Origin of the sequence: Streptomyces sp. NPDC059003, from assembly GCF_042740445.1 — a bacterium.
Lineage (GTDB): Bacteria > Actinomycetota > Actinomycetes > Streptomycetales > Streptomycetaceae > Streptomyces.
In genome coordinates, this window is record NZ_JBHYJH010000184.1 from 1 (window position 1) to 16940 (window position 16940).

A 16940-nucleotide genomic window follows, 5' to 3' on the forward strand; every position below is an offset into this window, starting at 1 on the left:
CAGTGCGGGAAGGGGCGGGTCAGGGGCGCACCCGCGAGGCCCCACCACCCCGCACACTCCACCGCCCCCCACCCCTCCCCACCCGCACCCCACACCCAAAACACGCACTGACCAGCCCCGAGGTCACCACATCCCCCACAGCGCCGGAGGCGAGCACCCGCCCCTCCCGCAGCAGCACCGCATGCGTCGTCCCCCCGGGCAACTCCTCCAAGTGGTGCGTGACAAGGACCGTGGCGAGCCGAGGATGCGAGCCCCGCAGGGCGTCGAGGCTCTCCAGGAGCCGCTCACGCCCCGGCAGATCGAGCCCGGTGGCGGGCTCGTCGAGGAGCAGGAGCCGCGGATCCGGCATCAGCGCGCGAGCGATCAGCGCCCGACCGCGTTCGCCCTGGGAGAGCGTCGGCCAGAGCGCGTCGGCCCGCGCAGCGAGCCCCATGTCCGCGATCAGCCCTTCGGCCCGCTCACGCTGCTCTGGCGACGGCCGCCACTGCGGCACCCGCACCACGCTGTTGGTGAGCCCGGTGAGCACGACGTCCCGTACGGGCAGCGGAGTACGCAGCGGATGGCGGGGGTCGACGTGCCCGAGGTGGGCCCGCAGCTCGCGCAGGTCGACGGTGCCGAGGCGGCGGCCGAGCACGTCCACCGTGCCGTGCGTGGGATGCGTCAGGGCGCCGAGCAGGCCGAGGAGCGTGGACTTGCCCGCGCCGTTGGCGCCGAGCAGGGCCCAGTGCTCCCCGGGGCGGACCGCGAGCGACACGTCGTCGAGGATGCGGCGGCCGTCGCGGACGACGCTGACGGACGTGGCGCGCAGCACCGGCGACAGGTCCGTGAGGGTGCCCGTCATCCCGCCACCGCCCTGCCCACGGCCGCCCGGTTCACCGCCGCCACCACCGCCCGCACGGACGCCGTGAGCACCGACGTGTCCACGCCCGCGCCCCACACCTCCGTCCCGTCGACGCGGCAGTGCGCGTACGCGACGGCCTCGCTGGCGCCGCCCGCCGCGAGCGCGTGTTCCGCGTAGTCGAGGATGTCGACGGCGATCCCGGCCGCGGCGAGGGCGTGGGTGAACGCGGACAGCGGGCCGTTGCCGTACCCCTCGAAGTCCCCGGTGCGGTCGCCCGCCTTGAGCGTGCACACGAAGCGGTGGGCGCCGTCGGGGGTGCGGTCCGTCGTCCAGGACAGCAGCGACACCGCGCCGCCGAAGCCCGGCTCCCCCGGCGCCAGACAGGCCGCCCGGAACAGCTCGTACAGCTCGTCGGGGCTCGCCTCCCGGCCGCTGGAGTCGGTGGCTTCCTGCACCACGCGTGAGAAGTCCGCCCGCAGCGCGCCCGGCAGGTCGATCCCGCGGTGCGTCCGCAGCAGATACGCCGCCCCGCCCTTCCCCGACTGGGAGTTGACGCGGATCACGGCCTCGTACGAGCGCCCGACGTCCGCCGGGTCGATCGGCAGGTACGGCACGCTCCACGGCGCTTGCCCCGGCTCGACGCCCAGGTCTGCGGCGCGCTTGGCGTGGTGGGCCAGGCCCTTGGCGATGGCGTCCTGGTGGGTGCCGGAGAACGCGGTGTGCACGAGGTCGCCCGCGTACGGGTGGCGCGGGTGCACCGGCAGGCGGTTGCAGTGCTCGACGACCTCGCGGACCGCGTCGATGTCGGACAGGTCCAGCATCGGGTCGACGCCCTGCGCGTACAGGTTCAGGGCGAGCGTGACCAGGTCGACGTTGCCGGTGCGCTCGCCGTTGCCGAACAGGCAGCCCTCGACGCGCTGGGCCCCGGCGAGGACGGCGAGTTCGGCGCAGGCGACGCCGGTGCCGCGGTCGTTGTGCGGGTGCACGGACAGGATGACGGAGTCGCGCCGGGCCAGGTGGCGGTGCATGTACTCGATCTGGTCGGCGTAGATGTTGGGCGTGGCTATCTCGACCGTCGCCGGGAGGTTGTGCGTGACGGGCCGGTCGGGGCTCGCGTCCCACAGCTCGGTGAGGGAGTCGCAGAGTTCGAGTACGTAGTCGGGCTCGGTGAGGTTGAAGGTCTCCGGCGCGAACTGGAAGCGGATGTGGGCGTCAGGGCGCGCCTCCGCGAGGCGGGCCATGTGGGCGGCGGCCTCCAGGGCGGTGGCGGAGACGGTCGCGCGGTCCCGGCCCAGCACGACGTCGCGCCACACCGGCGAGGTGGCGATGTACAGGTGCACGACCGCGCGCGGCAGCCCGTCGATGGCCTCGAAGGTGCGGTCGATGAGATCGGGCCTGGCCGGGGTGAACACGACGGGCGTCACGTCGTCCGGCACGGCCCCGGAGCGCACGAGCTCCACGAGGTGCCGTACGAAGTCGAAGTCCGTACGGCTCGCCGACGGATAGCCGACCTCGATCTCCTTGAACCCCGTCGCCACGAGCAGGTCGAAGAAGCGGCGCTTGCGCGCGGTGTCCATCGGCTCGGCAAGCGCCTGGTTGCCGTCGCGCAGGTCGACGGGGACCCAGAGCGGGGCGTGGGTGAGCCGGGCCGAGGGCCACGCGCGGTCGGGGAGCGGGACGACGTCGACGCGGTCCTCGTACGGCAGATAGCGGTGGGCGGGCATGGGGCCGGGGCGCTGCGGATTCCAGGAGCTCATGATCGGCACCCTAGGCACAGCTCAGGTCCTCAGACAAGTACTCCTCAGACAAGTACACTCCTGAAGTGACCTCTCGTACGCCGCCCCTCGGCGCCCTCCGCCCCAGCCCGCTCGTCGAACAGGCCACGGAGGCGCTGCGCGACCAGATCACCGGGGGGCACTGGGCCGTCGGCGCGAAGCTGCCCGGCGAGACGACCCTCGCCAAGGAACTCGGCGTCGGCCGCTCCACCGTCCGCGAGGCGCTGCGCGCGCTCGCCGGGGCGGGGCTGGTGCAGGCGCGGCAGGGGGCCGGGGTGTTCGTCACGGCCGTGGAGCCGGTCGAGGACTGGCCCACGCGGCTGCGGCGTGCCGCCATCAAGGACGTGTACGAGGTGCGGGCGCTGGTCGAGGTCCAGGCCGCGCGGCTCGCGGCCGCGCGGCGGACGGCGGCGGACGTCGAGGCGATGCGGGGTGCGCTCGCCGCGCGGCGGGCGGCGGCGCCTGGCGGGGACGCCGCCTTCATCGACGCGGACATCGCGCTGCACGCCACCGTGGTGGCCGCCGCGCACAATCCCGTGCTCACGGATCTGTTCGGTGAGTTCGTGCCTGCGCTGCGGGAGGGGCTCGTCGGGCTGCTCGACCTTGTCGACGTCCGGCGGGAGGAGGTCGATCACGGGGATGCGGCGCATGAGGCGCTGGTGCGGGCCGTGGAGTCGGGGGACGAGGACGAGGCGGAGCGGGTGGCTCGGGCGGAGCTTGAGGTGACGTTGGGGAGGTTGGTGGGGTGCGGGTAGTGGCCCTCGCGGGTGGCGCCCCAGACCCGCCCCTTCCCGAACCAGGGGGGCTCCGCCCCCCTGGCCCCCCCTTTTATCCGCGCTTCGCGCTCGTCCTCAAACGCCGGACGGGCTTAAAGACCATCGGCGCTTCATCGCTCGTCCTCGAACGCCGGACAGGCTGAAAAGCCGTCGGACCGTCGGCTTGGAATCGGCCATGAGCATGACGGATTCCGGAGTGTTGTCGGGGCGGGGGATTCCGCAGGCTTTGCCGGGCGGCAAGGACCTCGTGGCCGCCACCACCGACAGCAGGAGGGGATCGTGCGACTCAGACAGGTGCATCCCGTACTCAGCCGCCTCACCACCGGCGCGGCCGCGCTCGCGCTCGTCGCGACCTCGGCCCTCGCCGGCGTGACGGCCCTCGCGGGTCCCGCCGCCGCGGCGGCGGACCCGAAGGCCGGTGAGGCCTGCACCTCCGCCGATCTGGGCAAGCGCCACCCGTACATCAAGAGCGTCAACGTCGAGCCGACCATCACGCACTTCAAGGGCTACTTCGTCACGGCGGGCTCGACAGGCAGCCAGTCGGTCAAGCTCAGCACGCAGACGCAGGTCACGGTCGAGGTCGGCACCTCCACCACCGTCACGGTCGGGTTCGCCTTCAAGGTCCTCGTCAAGGCCGAGACCGCGGTGAACCGGACCGTCAAGAAGACCACCGCCACCACCAGCGCCGAAGAACAGACCATCACCTGGAACTTCACACAGCCCGGCTACTACGGCCTCTACCAGGGCACCCGCAAGGTCACCGGCGAGTACGGCAGCCTCAACTGCGACCGCGTCGAGCGCGGCGACGGCACGTACGCCACCCAGTGGACCGAGCGCCCCGGCGGGCAGTACACGACCTTCTCCACCATCGAGGAGGGCGCGATCCGCTGCGAGGACCAGGTGCCCGACGGCTCCATCATGAAGAAGGCACAGGAGATCCTCGGCTGCGCCGGAACCACGGCCAAGAAGCAGGCCGCCAAGGCCTCCGCCCCCAGCGAGCGCGGGACCAGCGCCGCGCCCCCGGGTTTCACCTGCCTGCCTGGCAAGTACCGCATCGGCACCCCGGACCGCAAGCTGTTCTGGGTGACCTTCGGCGCCGGTGACTACTTCCGGCTGCGGCCCGGACCGCGCCTGCCCGAGGGCGGGACCTGGAGCATGTGCGAGGGGCCGCAGAGCAACGGCAAGACCGAGTACGCCCTGGTCAACAGCTACAAGGGCCGCTGCGCGACAATGACGGACCACAGCGGGGCCGAAGGCGCGCAGTTCCGCATGGACCCCTGCCGCACCGCCGACGACTACCAGCGCTTCTACCTCTACCGGGACGTCCCCGGCAGCGACCTGATCGGCCTCCAGCTCAAGGCCAATGGGTACATGGTCGGGCAGGAACGCGTCGTGGACGACACGGCCATGCGCCAGTACAGCGAGGGCAAGACCGACGGCACCGGAACCTACGTGCTCGAAAAGATCTGACCCCGCCCCTCCACACGCTGCCCCGCCCCGCGCGCGGCGGGGCAGCGTGCCGCGGCGAGCTCACTCCAGCTCCGCCCACACCGTCTTCCTCGGCGCCGGGCCCACCGCCACGCCCCACCTCGACGCCAGCGTCTCCACCAGCACCAGCCCCCGCCCCGACTCCGCCTCCAGCGACGGCAGTTCGGCCTGCGGACCCGGCGCTCGGTCGCCGCACGTGTCCGTCACCTCCACCCGCAACGGCCCACCCGGCACCCACAACAGCGCCACCTCGAAGTTCCGCCCCGGCACCTGCGCGTGCAGCACCGCGTTCGCCGCCAGCTCGGCGACCACCGCCGCCACCGTCTCCGACCGCTCTCCCCACTCCTCCACCTGCCGCACCGCCACCACCCGGGCGAGCCTCGCCGCCCTCCTCGTGGCGGGGAAGCGCCGCCTGAACACACGTACGGTAATCGGAAGTTGGGGCGCCACCGCCCCGCCAGCTGAGTCCATAGCCGCCACCGTGGCGGACGTTGCGGGCGTGTCTCCAGGTAGTGAGCCCGTACTGTCCGTGGGAGTACGGGCACGGATGGTGGACAGTACGACCAACGTGCCGTCACCGTGAGTGAGTTGAGCTCACCGGGAGGTGCAGGGGATGGCGCACAACGTCGGCTGGGAACAGGGCGAGCCGGAGTCGTCCGACAGCATGCGGACCTTCGGCGGCTTCGTCCAGGGGTTACGCGAACACGCCGGACTTAGTCGAGAGGAGTTCGGCGCCCTCGTCCACCTGTCCAAACACTCCGTGGAGTCCATCGAGTTGGGGCGCCGACTCGCGGATCAGGATTTCGTGGAGGAGGCGGAGGCCGCCCTCGGCAACACGGGTGCCTTGCGGAAGGCGTATCGGCGGGTGGGGCGGGAGCGCGGGCTTGCGGCCTGGTTTCGCCAGTGGGCCCGTCTGGAGCAGGTCGCGGCGCTGCTCTATACGTACGAGTGCCGCCTGGTGCCGGGACTCCTGCAATCCGAGGCGTACGCGCGCCTGGCGTTCGCCAACAGCATTCCGCTGCTCACCGAGGACCAGATCGAGGTACAGGTCGCCGCTCGCATGGAGCGGCAGCACATGTTCCGTGAACGACCGGACGTGCCCTTCGCGTTCATCATCGAGGAGCACATCTTCCGGCGGCACCTCGGCAGTACGGAGGTGACGAAGGAGGCCATCGACCACGTACTGAATCACGCGAAGCTGCGCAATGTGACGGTGCAGCTCATGCCGGTGAGCTGCGCGCAGCACGCATGTCTGGACGGCTCACTGCAACTGCTTGAGACCCCGGACGGGCGACGGCTCGCGTACTCCGAAGGGCAGAAGAACGGTCGGCTGATCTCCGGCCTGAAGGAGGTGACCGTGCTCCGCCAGCGCTATGACACACTGCGCTCGCAGGCCCTTACCCCCTTGGACTCCTTGGGCCTGCTGGAGCAGATCCGAGGAGCGCTATGAGCACCGCCGAACTCGCCTGGTTCAAGAGCAGCTACAGCGGCACGGAAGGCGACAGCTGCATCGAAGTGGCCACCGGCCAGGAAGCCGTCCACATCCGCGACTCCAAGGACATAAGTGGTCCTCGACTCGCCCTCTCCCCCACGGCGTGGACGGCCTTCACCGCGTACGCAGCCGCGACGGCTCAGCGGAAAATGCCGGTGTGACCCAATGAGTACCGGCCTGGCTGTGGGTACACGGCCAGGCCGTGCGGGCCCCCGCCCACGGGGATGCGGGCCACCTGGACCCCCGTACGCGTATCGATGGCGTACACCTCGGAGTCGTACCGGCCCGAGAGCCACAGCGTGTTGCCGTCCGCCGAGACGCCGCCCATGTCGGGGCTGCCGCCGTCCGGGAGGCGCCACTTCTTCGTGAGCTTGTTCTTGGGGAAGTCGAAGACGGAGACGGTGCCCTCGCCGCGGTTGGAGACGTACATCTCGCGGGAGTCGCGGCTGACGTACAGGCCGTGGCAGCCCTTGCCCGTGGGCAGGAGCTTCGGCTTGCTGAAGGTGTCGCCGTCGAGGACCCACATGCCGTGGGCCATCATGTCGGCGACGTAGAACTTCTTGCCGTCGGGGGACATCTTGACGTCCTGCGGCATGGCGCCGTCGAAGGGCAGCTTCTGCTGGCCGACGACCTTCATCTTCTGTGTGTCGACCTTGAGCAGCTCGCCGGAGAACTCGCAGGAGACGATGAAGTAGCGGCCGTCGAGGGAGAAGTCGGCGTGGTTGACGCCGTAGCAGGAGACCGGGACGGTCTTCTTCCGGTTCATGGTGTGGGGGTCGCGGAAGACCAGCTCCCGGTCGAGCGACGCCATGACGACCGCGTACTTGCCGTCGGGCGTGAAGTAGAGGTTGTACGGGTCGTGGACCTCGACGGGCTTGCCCGCCCTGCCGGTCTTGGGGTTGATGGGCGTGAGGGTGTGGCCGCGGTTGTTGTTGACCCAGAGCGTCTTCATGTCCCAGGAGGGCACGACGTGCTGGGGCTGGACGCCGACGGGGATGGTGTCGATGACGTCGTACGTCTTGGGGTCGATGACCGAGACGGTGTTGGAGTTGGTGTTGGGGACGTACACCCGGGACGGGAAGTCCTTCACCACCGGGGAGAGCTTGTTCGGGCGGTCGGCGGCGTAGACGTCCTTGGGGTCGAGGACGGGCGGCATGCCGGGCAGGCCCTTGACCTTCTTGGGCTGCGCGGGCTTGACCGCGGGCTCGGTGCCGAGTGCCTTGTTCTCGCGGTCGGCGCGCTCGGTGCCGCAGCCGGCGAGCGCGGCGAGGACGGCGGCGCTCGCGAGCAGCGCGGCGGTACGCGTGGTCAGTTTCAGGTTGCGCATCAGGTGAGCAGCTCCGTGGTCGTGACGGCGCGCAGGCCGCGGCGGTGGAGTTCTTCCAGGAGTCCGGGCAGCGCGGCGACGGTGTCCGCGTACCCGAAGTGCAGGCTCACCACGGAGCCCGCGCGCGCCTCGGCGGCGACCTTGCGGGTGACGGCCGGGGCGCCGGGCGAGGTGAAGTCGAGGGAGTCGACGTCGTACGACAGGACGTGCGGGTAGCCCGCGCGGCGGGCGAGGCGCTCGACGAGCGGGGTGGCGCGGCGGGCCCGGGAGGGCCGGAACCAGCTGCCGATGGCGCCGGTCAGACGGCGCAGGCGGTCCGCGCAGCCGGTGATCTCCGCGTACGCGGCGGCCTCGTCCAGGGCGTTGATGTCGACGTGGTGGAGGGTGTGGTTGCCGAGGTCGTGGCCGCCGTCGAGGATGCGGCGCGCCAGGCGGGGGTGCTCGTCGAGCCAGGTGCCGACGGCGAGGACGGTGACGTGGGCGCCGGCGCGCTCGGCCTCGGCGAGCAGGGCGTGGGCGGGGGCGGGGTCGCCGCGGCCGTGGAAGGTGAGGGCGACCTCGCGGCGGCCGCGGGGGCTGTGCTCGATCTGGACGGGGAGGTCGGCGAATCCGCGGGGGCCTGGCGCGGGCGCCTTGGGCGGCTGGCTCGCGGGGCGGGGATCCCGGTCCTCCGTCGTGGCGCAGCCGGCGGTGAGGGCGCCCGCGAGGGCGAGTCCGGCGCCGGTGCGCAGCGCACCGCGACGGTCGGTCGAAGTCACGCGAACCATTTATAGGGCGGCGGCACCCGAAAGGCGCTGATTGACATGAGGGGCGGTCCAGACCAAGAGGCTCGCGCTTGACCCGGCGATAGGCCCTCACATCTGCCGTTTAACCATCGTTTACAAGGTGAGTGCTCTATCTCACCAAGGATTCACCTCTAAACTGTGCCGATATGCACCAGTATGTCCCGCTCGGGACTTTTGGATCGGTGGCCCCCATCTGCCATAGTCGGACGCAGCGACCCTCATTGACCCGAGCCACGTCGCCTTACGCGGTCGTGAACCACACCCCAAACCGGTTCGCGGCCCCGCTCGAAGGCCCCCGACAGCGCCGCTACCCACGGCCCCGGGGGCTTTCGCGTACCCAGAGGCGTACTACCGGTCGGTGATCCGCATTTCGAACCACGTCGTCTTGCCGCGCGGCAGGAGATCCACGCCCCAGCGGTCGGCGAGCTTGTCGACGAGGAACAGGCCGCGGCCGCTGATGTCGAGCTCGTGCACGGGCATCAGGCACGGCAGGCCGCGCGAGGGGTCGCGGACCTCGACCCGGATCCAGCCGCGCCGCCGCATCGTGCGCAGGCCGAAGACGCGGGCGCCGGTGTGCCGCACGGCGTTGCCGACGAGTTCGGAGACGAGCAGGACGACGTCCTCGGTGAGCTTGGGCGACAGGCCCCAGTGGCGGAGCACGACGACCTGGGCGAGGCGGCGGGCGATGGCGGCGGACTCGGGGCGGGACGGGAGCGGCACTTCGCCGTCCGTGGGGTTTCCGAACAACTCCAGGGCTTTCAGGGCGTGTTCGTCCTCCACCGCCGGCGACCAGCGCGCCGTGGTGGCCCCCGTGCGCTTTCGCGGCTGTTCGAAACCCTCCTGCCCCGCCATGCCCCCCATCATGGCCGCCCCAGGACCGGGTTGGGGCCGTTCCGACGGAATAAGCCCCCCGGAAGCTTCCGTTCCAGGGGGCTGTCGGGTCATATGCCATGGGCAGTGCGACCCCGTACGCAACCATGCTGACCTGCGGTGACTTCTTGCGTACGCCTGATCACCGAGCGCCTGTCACAGGCCAGGCTTAAGGCTCTCTTAAGCCTGCGATAATCCCCTCCTTCGGGGGAAACTTTGGCTGACGGCGCCTCAACTGGCCTGAACTCAGAGGAACTTCGCCTTGCCGGGGCCCTCCGCCACGAAGCTGTTCATGCCGCGCTCGCGGTCCTCGGTGGCGAACAGGCCCGCGAACCAGGTGCGCTCCACGGCGAGGCCGGTGTCGATGTCCGTCTCCAGGCCCGCGTCGACGGCCTCCTTGGCCGCCCGCAGCGCGAGCGCCGGGCCCTTGGCGAGCCGCCCGGCCCAGGCCAGCGCCTCCTCGTACACCTCGGCGGCGGGCACCACCTTGTCCACCAGGCCGATGGCGAGCGCCTCGGCCGCCTTGACCTGGCGGCCCGTGAAGATCAGGTCCTTGGCCTTGGAGGGGCCGATCAGACGCGGCAGGCGCTGGGTGCCGCCCGCGCCCGGGATCAGGCCGAGCAGGATTTCGGGCTGGCCCAGCTTGGCGTTGTCGGCGGCGATGCGGAAGTCCGCGCACAGGGCGAGCTCGCAGCCACCGCCGAGGGCGTAGCCGGTGACGGCGGCGACGACGGGCTTGGGGATGCGGGCGATCGCGGTGAAGGAGTCCTGCAGGGCCCGCGAGCGCAGGACCATGGCCGTGTGGTCCATGACCTGCATCTCCTTGATGTCCGCGCCCGCCGCGAACACCTTCTCGCCGCCGTAGATCACGACGGCCCGCACGTCGTCGCGGTCGGTCGCCTCCGCCGCGAGGTCCTTCAGGCGGTCCTGGAGCTCGATGTCCAGGGCGTTCATCGGCGGGCGGTCGAGGCGGATCGTACCCACGCCGTCGGCGACTTCGAGATGCACAGTTGTCATGCGGGGCACGTTAGCGGTGCCCCGCACGACCGTGCGTACCGGCTAGGCCTTCCACTTCTCCCAGGACATGTTCCAGCCGTTGTAGCCGTTGTCCGGGGCGATGACCTGGTCGTCGGAGTTCTTGACGACGACCACGTCACCGATCATCGAGTTGTCGAAGAACCAGGCGGCGGGCACCTTCTTGTCGTAGCCGCCGCGCACGTCCCGCAGGCCGATGCAGCCGTGCGAGGCGTTGTAGTTGCCGAACGCGCCGCCGCCCCAGTAGTTGCCGTGGATGAACGTGCCCGACGTGGACAGGCGCATCGCGTGCGGGACGTCCTTGATGTCGTACTCGCCGCCGTAGCCGACCGTCTCGCCGTTCATGCGGGTCACCCTGAGGCGCTCGCTGATGACCATCTGGCCGTTCCACGTGTCGTAGCCGGGCTTGCCGGTGGTGACGGGGATCTTCTTGAAGACCTTGCCGTCGCGCTTGACGATCATCTGCTTCGTCTTGACGTCGACGACGGAGACCTGGCTGCGGCCGATCTCGAAGCTGACCTTCTTGGTCTGCTTGCCGTAGACGCCCGGGCGGCCCTCGACGCCGTCCAGGTCGAGCTTGACGGTGACCTTGGTGCCGGGCTTCCAGTACTTCTCGGGGCGGAAGTCCAGGCGGTCGTTGCCGAACCAGTGGCCCTCGACCGGCACCGACGGCTCGGTCTTGACCGAGATGGCCTTCTCGACGTCCTTCGGCGCGGTGATGCCGCGCGTGAAGCGCACCGAGAACGGCATGCCCACGCCGACCTTCGTGCCGTCCTCCGGCGTGAACTGGCCCGCGAAGGTGTTCTTCGGCACGAGGGTCGTGAACGCCGTGTCCTTGGCGGACACGCGTCCGTCGGAGTCCTTCGCGATCGCGTGGACCTGGTACTTGGTGCCGGACGCGAGGTGCCGGGCCGGGGTCCATTTCGCGCCACCGGAAGTGATCTTTCCGGGGACGGTCTTGCCCTTCGGGTCCTTGACCGTCACTTCGGTGAGCTTGCCCTTGGCGGCCGATATCCTCAGCGCGCCGTTCGTCGCGACGGCGTTCGCGCCGTCCTTGGGGGCTATCGTCACCACGGCCTGCGAGGGCTTGTTGTCGTCCGCCTCGCCCTTGCCCTTGCCGTCCCCCGAGTCGGAACCGCCGCCGCACGCGGTCACCAGCAGCAGCGTCGCTCCCGACGCCACCGCGAGCAGTCCCTTGGCGCCCCGCCGCCGCCCGCGCCTGCGCGCATGGGCCGACGCCCCCGATATCGGTCGCCCGTTCACGATGATCTCCCCTCGCACCGGCCGTCCCAGGCCCGCACTCCAGCTCCAAGCGACGCGTTCACGCCAATCGGCGTGCCGCGCACCGCGCTAGATAACCACACGGCCCACAGCGATGACTCCCCGCCAATGTCACCGTTCAGTCCCAACTGCGCCGCCGGTGCGGGCCCCTGGCCTCCAGGGACGGACCTACTGTGCCCCCTTGTCCCTTCCGTCCCCCTTGGTCCCGTCGGTCCCGCCGTCGGTGCCGTTGTCCTTCCAGTCCCGCCACTCCATGTTCCAGCCGCCGAGGCCGTTGTCAGGAGCGACTTTCTTGTCATTGCTGTTGACGACCTCGACGACGTCACCGATGAGGCTGCGGTCGAAGAACCAGCCCGCCGGCGTCCGTGAGCTGCCGCCCTTCACATCGCGCAGGCCCACGCAGCCATGGCTGACATTGCTGTTGCCGGGGGCGTCCGGCGCCCAGTAGTTGCCGTGCAGGAACGTGCCGGAGGTCGTCAGGCGCATCGCGTGCGGCACGTCCGGGATGTCGTACTCGCCGCCGAAGCCGACCGTGCGGCTGTTCATGCGGGTCACCTCGAGCATCTCGGTGATCACCATCTTGCCGTTGTACGTCGTGGTCTTCGGGGCGCCCGCGGTGATCGGGACGGTGGAGATCACCTCGCCGTCGCGGCGCACCTCCATGGTGTGGGCCGCCGCGTCGACGAGGCTCACCTGGCTGCGGCCGACGGTGAACGAGAACGTCTTGTGCTGGAGGCCGTACACGCCGGGCGCGGCCTCCACGTCGCGCAGCTTCAGGGAGACGGTGACCTTGGTGCCCGGCTTCCAGTAGTGCTCGGGGCGGAAGTCGACGCGGTCCTTGCCGAACCAGTGCGGCCGGATCTCCACGGCGGGCTCGGCGGTGACGCTGATGGCGCGCTCCACGGCCGCGCGACGGGTGATCTCGCGGTTGAACGCCAGGGAGACGATCATGCCGGTGCCGACCGTGGCGCGGTTCTCCGGCGTGACGTATCCGATGAAGCGCTCGTCGGGGACGTACGTGGTGAACGTGGTGTGGCGCGCCGAGCGGCGGCCGTGGCCGTCGAGCGCGACCGCGTCCACCGTGTACTTGGCGGCGAGCGCGAGCGGACCGCCGTCCAGGGGCCGCCACGTCATGCCGTCCGCGTCGATGCGGCCCGCCACCTCGGAGTCCTGGGCGTCCTGCGACTTCACCACGCGCACGGACTCCAGGCGCCCGTCCGGCACCTTCACCGCGAGGCGCTCCCCGGGCCGCACGTTCTCGTCGCCGTCGCCGGGCGTCACCCGGATCGCGTCGGCGGGCGACCTGGGCCCGCCGAGCAGCCCGTCGAACGTGCCGGAGCAGCCCGTCGCCCCTAGCCCCAGTCCGGCCCATGTCACCGCCGCGGCCAGCGCCGCCGCCGCGCGCCGTGCGCGCCTCGTTGCCTGTCTCACGTCGGACCCAACGACCGTGCCCCGCCGCGGGAAACGTGAGTGCGACCCACGGGATGGGCAGAACGTAAGGCAGGACGCCGTACGGGGAGCCGCGGCCGGGACGCCGCTCGCCCCGACCGCGTGCGTCGACCGGGGCGAGCCGCGGGAGGCTGACAGGTGTCGAGCGCACCCGAGCAGGAGGCAGTCAAGGGCGCGCGTGCCGTGGGCAGGGCCGGGTCCCGCGGTACGACGGCGGCGGGCAACGGCGCGCGCACGGCCAGGGCCGAGCGGGCGCCGACGCGCACCGTGTGGCCCGGGGCGCCGACGCCGCTGGGCGCCCGGTTCCGGGTGGGGCCCGACGGGGTCGCCGGCACCAACTTCGCGCTGTGGGCGGGCGGCGCGGAGGCGGTCGACCTGTGTCTGTTCGACGCGGACGGCACCGAGACGCGCTGCCCGCTGACCGAGCTGACGCACGAGATCTGGCACGGCTTCGTGCCGGGCGCCCTGCCGGGGCAGCGGTACGGCTACCGGGTGCACGGCCGCTGGGACCCGTGGACCGGCGCCCGCTTCAACCCGGCGAAGCTGCTCCTGGACCCGTACGCCCGCGCGGTCGACGCCGGCCCGGGGCGGGACTACGGCGCGCTGCCGCCCGAGGTGTACGGGCACGTGCGGGACTGGCCGCAGCAGCACGTCGCGGACACCGTGCGCGACGACCGGGACTCGGCGGCGTTCGTGCCCAAGGGCGTGGTCGTGCACGACGACGCGCCCGACGACGAGTGGACCGACGACCGGCGCCCCAAGACACCGTGGGCGGACTCCGTCATCTACGAACTCCACGTACGCGGCTTCACCAAGCTGCACCCGGACGTCCCCGAGGACCTGCGCGGCACGTACGCGGGCCTGGCGCACCCGGCCGTCCTCGATCACCTCGTCCGCCTGGGCGTGACGGCCGTCGAGCTGCTCCCGGTGCACCAGTTCGCGCACGAGGACCATCTGCTGCGCCGGGGGCTGCGCAACTACTGGGGCTACAACTCGATCGGGTACTTCGCGCCGCACGCGGCGTACGCGGCGTCGGGCACCACCGGGCAGCAGGTCGGCGAGTTCCGGCGAATGGTGCGGGCGCTGCACGCGGCCGGGATCGAGGTCATCCTGGACGTCGTCTACAACCACACCGCCGAGGCGGGCGAGCTCGGCCCGACGCTGTCCCTGAAGGGCATCGACAACCGCGGCTACTACCGGCTCCAGGCGGGCGACGCGCGGCGGTACGCCGACTACACGGGCTGCGGCAACACGCTGCACGTCGTGCAGCCGCACGTGCTGCGGCTCATCACCGACTCGCTGCGGTACTGGGTGAGCGAGATGGGCGTCGACGGCTTCCGCTTCGACCTGGCGGCGGCGCTCGCGCGGTCCTTCCACGACGTCGACATGCTGTCGCCGTTCCTCGCGGTGATCGCGCAGGATCCGGTCCTGCGGCGCGTGAAGCTCATCGCCGAGCCGTGGGACGTCGGCTCCGGGGGCTACCAGGTAGGGGCCTTTCCACCCCTGTGGACGGAGTGGAACGACCGCTACCGGGGTGCCGTGCGGGACTTCTGGCGCGGCGCGCTGCCCGACGTGCGGGACCTCGGGTACCGGCTCTCCGGGTCGAGCGACCTGTACGCGTGGGGCGGGCGGCGGCCCTACGCGTCGGTGAACTTCGTGACCTCGCACGACGGCTTCACGCTGCGGGACCTGGTCTCGTACGAGCGCAAGCACAACGAGGCCAACGGCGAGGGGAACAGGGACGGTTCGGACGACAACCGCGCCTGGAACTGCGGCGTCGAGGGCGAGACGGACGACGAGGAGATCCTGGCGCTGCGGCGGCGTCAGCTGCGGAACCTGATGACCACGCTGCTGCTGTCCACCGGTGTGCCGATGCTGGTCGCGGGCGACGAGATGGGGCGTACGCAGGGGGGCAACAACAACGCGTACTGCCAGGACAACGAGGTGGGGTGGGTGGACTGGGGGCTGCGGGACGATCCCGGGTGGCGGGAGCTGTTGGGGCTCACGTCCCGGCTCATCGCCCTGCGGCACCGGCATCCGGTGCTGCGGCGCCGGGCCTTCTTCTCGGGGCGGGCGCACTCCGCCGACGGGCTGCGGGATCTGGCGTGGTTCACCGCGCGCGGTACGGAGATGACGCGGGCCGACTGGTACGCGCCTGCGGCGACGCTCGGGATGTATCTGTCGGGGCGGGACATACCGGGGCGGGACGAGCGGGGGGAGGCCGTGGTGGACGACAGTTTTCTCGCGGTGCTGCATGCGGGGGGCGGGCCGGTGGCCTTTGTGCTGCCGGGGGTGCCGTGGGCTGAGGGGTATGAGGTCGTGGTGGATACGGGGTGTGAGGAGCAGGTGGGGGCGCCGGGTGGTGGGGTGCTGGCTGCGGGGGCGGAGGTGGTGGTGGGGGCGCGGTCGGTGGTGCTGCTGAGGGCGCTGCCGGGTCCCTCGCGGGGGCGCCCCAGTCCCACCGCTTCCCGCTGCATCGATGAGCGGCTCCGCCGCGGGTAGGGGCTCCGCCCCTGGGACCCCTTCTTTCCGGCGCTGCGCGCCTCGTCCTCACACGCCGGACGGGCTGAAACCTCCTCTGGTCCGTACCAAGGTATTGCTACCGGCACCGTGGCGGGCGAAGCTCGCGGCATGGACCTGGAGTTGCGGCACCTGAAGACGATCCGGGCGATCGCCGACGCGGGCAGCCTGACCAAGGCCGCCACCGCGCTCGGGCTCGCGCAGCCCGCGCTCAGCGCCCAGCTGAAGCGGATCGAACGGACCCTGGGCGGCGAGCTGTTCGAGCGGGGCAGGTCCGGGGTGCGGGCCACCGCGCTCGGTGAGTTCGTGCTCGCGCGGGCCCGGATCGTGCTGCCCGCGGTCAGCGGGCTCCAGGAGGAGGCGGAGCGGTTCACCCGCGGCTGGCAGGACCGGCGGGGGTTCCGGCTCGGCGCCACGCACGGGCCGCTGCTCGGCGGCCTGGTGGACCGGCTCGCCGCCGCGTACTCCGAGCACCCCGTGACGACGTACACCACCTGGTCGGAGCGGGAGATCGCCGCCCAAGTGGCCGACGGGCGGCTCGACTTCGCGCTCGTGGGGACGTGCGGGGCGGCGAGCCCGCCGGAGAAGGAGCGGCTGGTGTGGCGGGAGGTCGCGCGCGACCCGGTGTTTGTCATGCTCGCTACCGATCATCCGTTCGCCGACGCCGGTGAGATCGACCTGGCCGATCTCGCGGACGAGGCGTGGACGGACGTGCCGGGGGACGGGTGCTTCGGGGACTGCTTCACCGCGGCGTGCGCGCGGGCGGGGTTCACGCCCTCGTCGGTGTACGAGACGGATACCGCGTCGTGCGTGCATCTGGTGCAGGTGGGGCGGGCGGTGGGGTTGTGCCGGGCGACGTTTCCGCCGACGGCGGGGATCGTTACGCGGCCTCTGGCGGGGGCGCCGCTGTACTGGCGGCATGTGCTGGGTTGGCACCCGGAGACGTACGCCCATGACACGGCGCCGGCCGTTTTCGCCCTCGCTCGGGCGGTCCACGCGGAGGCTGCCGCCCGCAGTGACAGCTACTCGGCGTGGCTGGCGTCACCGGGCGCGACCCAACTCCACTCGTAGCGGAGCCCCTCTTCCTCCCCACCCACCCACCCACCCTTCCCCGCTCCCGCGTCCGGATGGGGCTGCGCCCCTTTCCCCCCTTGTTGGCGCTTCGCGCCTCGCCCTCAAACGCCGGGCGGGCTGGATATCCCCCGCCCCCGGGAGGGGGGCGGGTGGGCGGGAGAATGCGAGCGCGGAGCGCGAAGCCAGGTCAGCGACGCGAGACGGGCGGGTGTTTCAGCCCGTCCGGC

The 16940-nt window shown here is 71.5% G+C and carries 15 protein-coding genes; 6 read left to right on the forward strand and 9 right to left on the reverse strand.

What is annotated here, in order from left to right; genetic code table 11:
* Window positions 1-19: 19 nt before the first annotated feature.
* Both ACFWZ5_RS38465 and leuA read right to left on the reverse strand, forming a co-directional pair.
* Entirely contained in the window at window positions 20-841 is an 822-nt protein-coding gene (locus tag ACFWZ5_RS38465; protein ID WP_384806535.1) for an ABC transporter ATP-binding protein, read from the reverse strand.
* Complete coding sequence (leuA, locus tag ACFWZ5_RS38470) at window positions 838-2598, reverse strand: 2-isopropylmalate synthase (RefSeq protein WP_384806537.1); 1761 nt, start codon at window positions 2596-2598, stop codon at window positions 838-840. The genes ACFWZ5_RS38465 and leuA overlap by 4 nt, the downstream gene beginning before the upstream one ends.
* Before the next feature lie 65 nt (window positions 2599-2663).
* Here leuA and ACFWZ5_RS38475 point away from each other — a divergent pair, with 65 nt between their 5' ends.
* Window positions 2664-3371, forward strand: a complete 708-nt coding sequence (locus ACFWZ5_RS38475) for a FadR/GntR family transcriptional regulator (RefSeq protein ID WP_384806539.1) — start codon at window positions 2664-2666, stop codon at window positions 3369-3371.
* Window positions 3372-3671: 300 nt separating this feature from the next.
* On the forward strand, window positions 3672-4862 hold the full coding sequence (locus ACFWZ5_RS38480; protein WP_384802507.1) for a hypothetical protein: 1191 nt from the start codon (window positions 3672-3674) through the stop codon (window positions 4860-4862).
* A gap of 60 nt (window positions 4863-4922) precedes the next feature.
* On the opposite strand, the gene ACFWZ5_RS38485 is transcribed toward ACFWZ5_RS38480, so the two are convergent.
* On the reverse strand, window positions 4923-5300 hold the full coding sequence (locus tag ACFWZ5_RS38485; protein ID WP_384802510.1) for an ATP-binding protein: 378 nt from the start codon (window positions 5298-5300) through the stop codon (window positions 4923-4925).
* A gap of 193 nt (window positions 5301-5493) precedes the next feature.
* Here ACFWZ5_RS38485 and ACFWZ5_RS38490 point away from each other — a divergent pair, with 193 nt between their 5' ends.
* On the forward strand, window positions 5494-6330 hold the full coding sequence (locus ACFWZ5_RS38490) for a Scr1 family TA system antitoxin-like transcriptional regulator (protein ID WP_384802513.1): 837 nt from the start codon (window positions 5494-5496) through the stop codon (window positions 6328-6330).
* Window positions 6327-6533 (forward strand): DUF397 domain-containing protein, encoded by a 207-nt coding sequence (locus ACFWZ5_RS38495; protein ID WP_384802516.1) that lies wholly within the window; start codon window positions 6327-6329, stop codon window positions 6531-6533. Before ACFWZ5_RS38490 ends, ACFWZ5_RS38495 begins: the two co-directional genes overlap by 4 nt.
* Here the strand turns inward: ACFWZ5_RS38495 and ACFWZ5_RS38500 are convergent.
* The 6 genes from ACFWZ5_RS38500 to ACFWZ5_RS38525 all read right to left on the reverse strand — a co-directional run bounded on the left by ACFWZ5_RS38500 (window position 6512) and on the right by ACFWZ5_RS38525 (window position 13101).
* Entirely contained in the window at window positions 6512-7699 is a 1188-nt protein-coding gene (locus tag ACFWZ5_RS38500; protein WP_384802519.1) for a PQQ-binding-like beta-propeller repeat protein, read from the reverse strand. The two genes, ACFWZ5_RS38495 and ACFWZ5_RS38500, sit on opposite strands and share 22 nt — an antisense overlap.
* Window positions 7699-8466, reverse strand: a complete 768-nt coding sequence (locus ACFWZ5_RS38505; RefSeq protein WP_384802522.1) for a polysaccharide deacetylase family protein — start codon at window positions 8464-8466, stop codon at window positions 7699-7701. Before ACFWZ5_RS38505 ends, ACFWZ5_RS38500 begins: the two co-directional genes overlap by 1 nt.
* Window positions 8467-8832: 366 nt before the next feature.
* Window positions 8833-9336: an ATP-binding protein gene (locus ACFWZ5_RS38510; RefSeq protein WP_384802525.1), complete on the reverse strand. Its 504-nt coding sequence runs from the start codon at window positions 9334-9336 to the stop codon at window positions 8833-8835.
* Window positions 9337-9600: 264 nt separating this feature from the next.
* Window positions 9601-10371 (reverse strand): enoyl-CoA hydratase/isomerase family protein, encoded by a 771-nt coding sequence (locus ACFWZ5_RS38515; RefSeq protein ID WP_384802527.1) that lies wholly within the window; start codon window positions 10369-10371, stop codon window positions 9601-9603.
* Window positions 10372-10413: 42 nt separating this feature from the next.
* Window positions 10414-11652, reverse strand: coding sequence for an Ig-like domain-containing protein (locus ACFWZ5_RS38520; RefSeq protein ID WP_384802530.1), 1239 nt, complete (start codon window positions 11650-11652; stop codon window positions 10414-10416).
* 186 nt (window positions 11653-11838) lie between these two features.
* Window positions 11839-13101 carry an Ig-like domain-containing protein gene (locus tag ACFWZ5_RS38525; protein ID WP_384802533.1) on the reverse strand — a complete coding sequence of 421 codons (1263 nt, stop codon included), beginning with the start codon at window positions 13099-13101 and terminating at the stop codon, window positions 11839-11841.
* 156 nt (window positions 13102-13257) lie between these two features.
* On the opposite strand from ACFWZ5_RS38525, the gene glgX reads away from it, so the two are divergent.
* Window positions 13258-15621, forward strand: a complete 2364-nt coding sequence (gene glgX / locus ACFWZ5_RS38530; protein WP_384802536.1) for a glycogen debranching protein GlgX — start codon at window positions 13258-13260, stop codon at window positions 15619-15621.
* 129 nt (window positions 15622-15750) lie between these two features.
* Window positions 15751-16710: a LysR substrate-binding domain-containing protein gene (locus ACFWZ5_RS38535; RefSeq protein WP_384802539.1), complete on the forward strand. Its 960-nt coding sequence runs from the start codon at window positions 15751-15753 to the stop codon at window positions 16708-16710.
* Window positions 16711-16940: the final 230 nt, after the last annotated feature.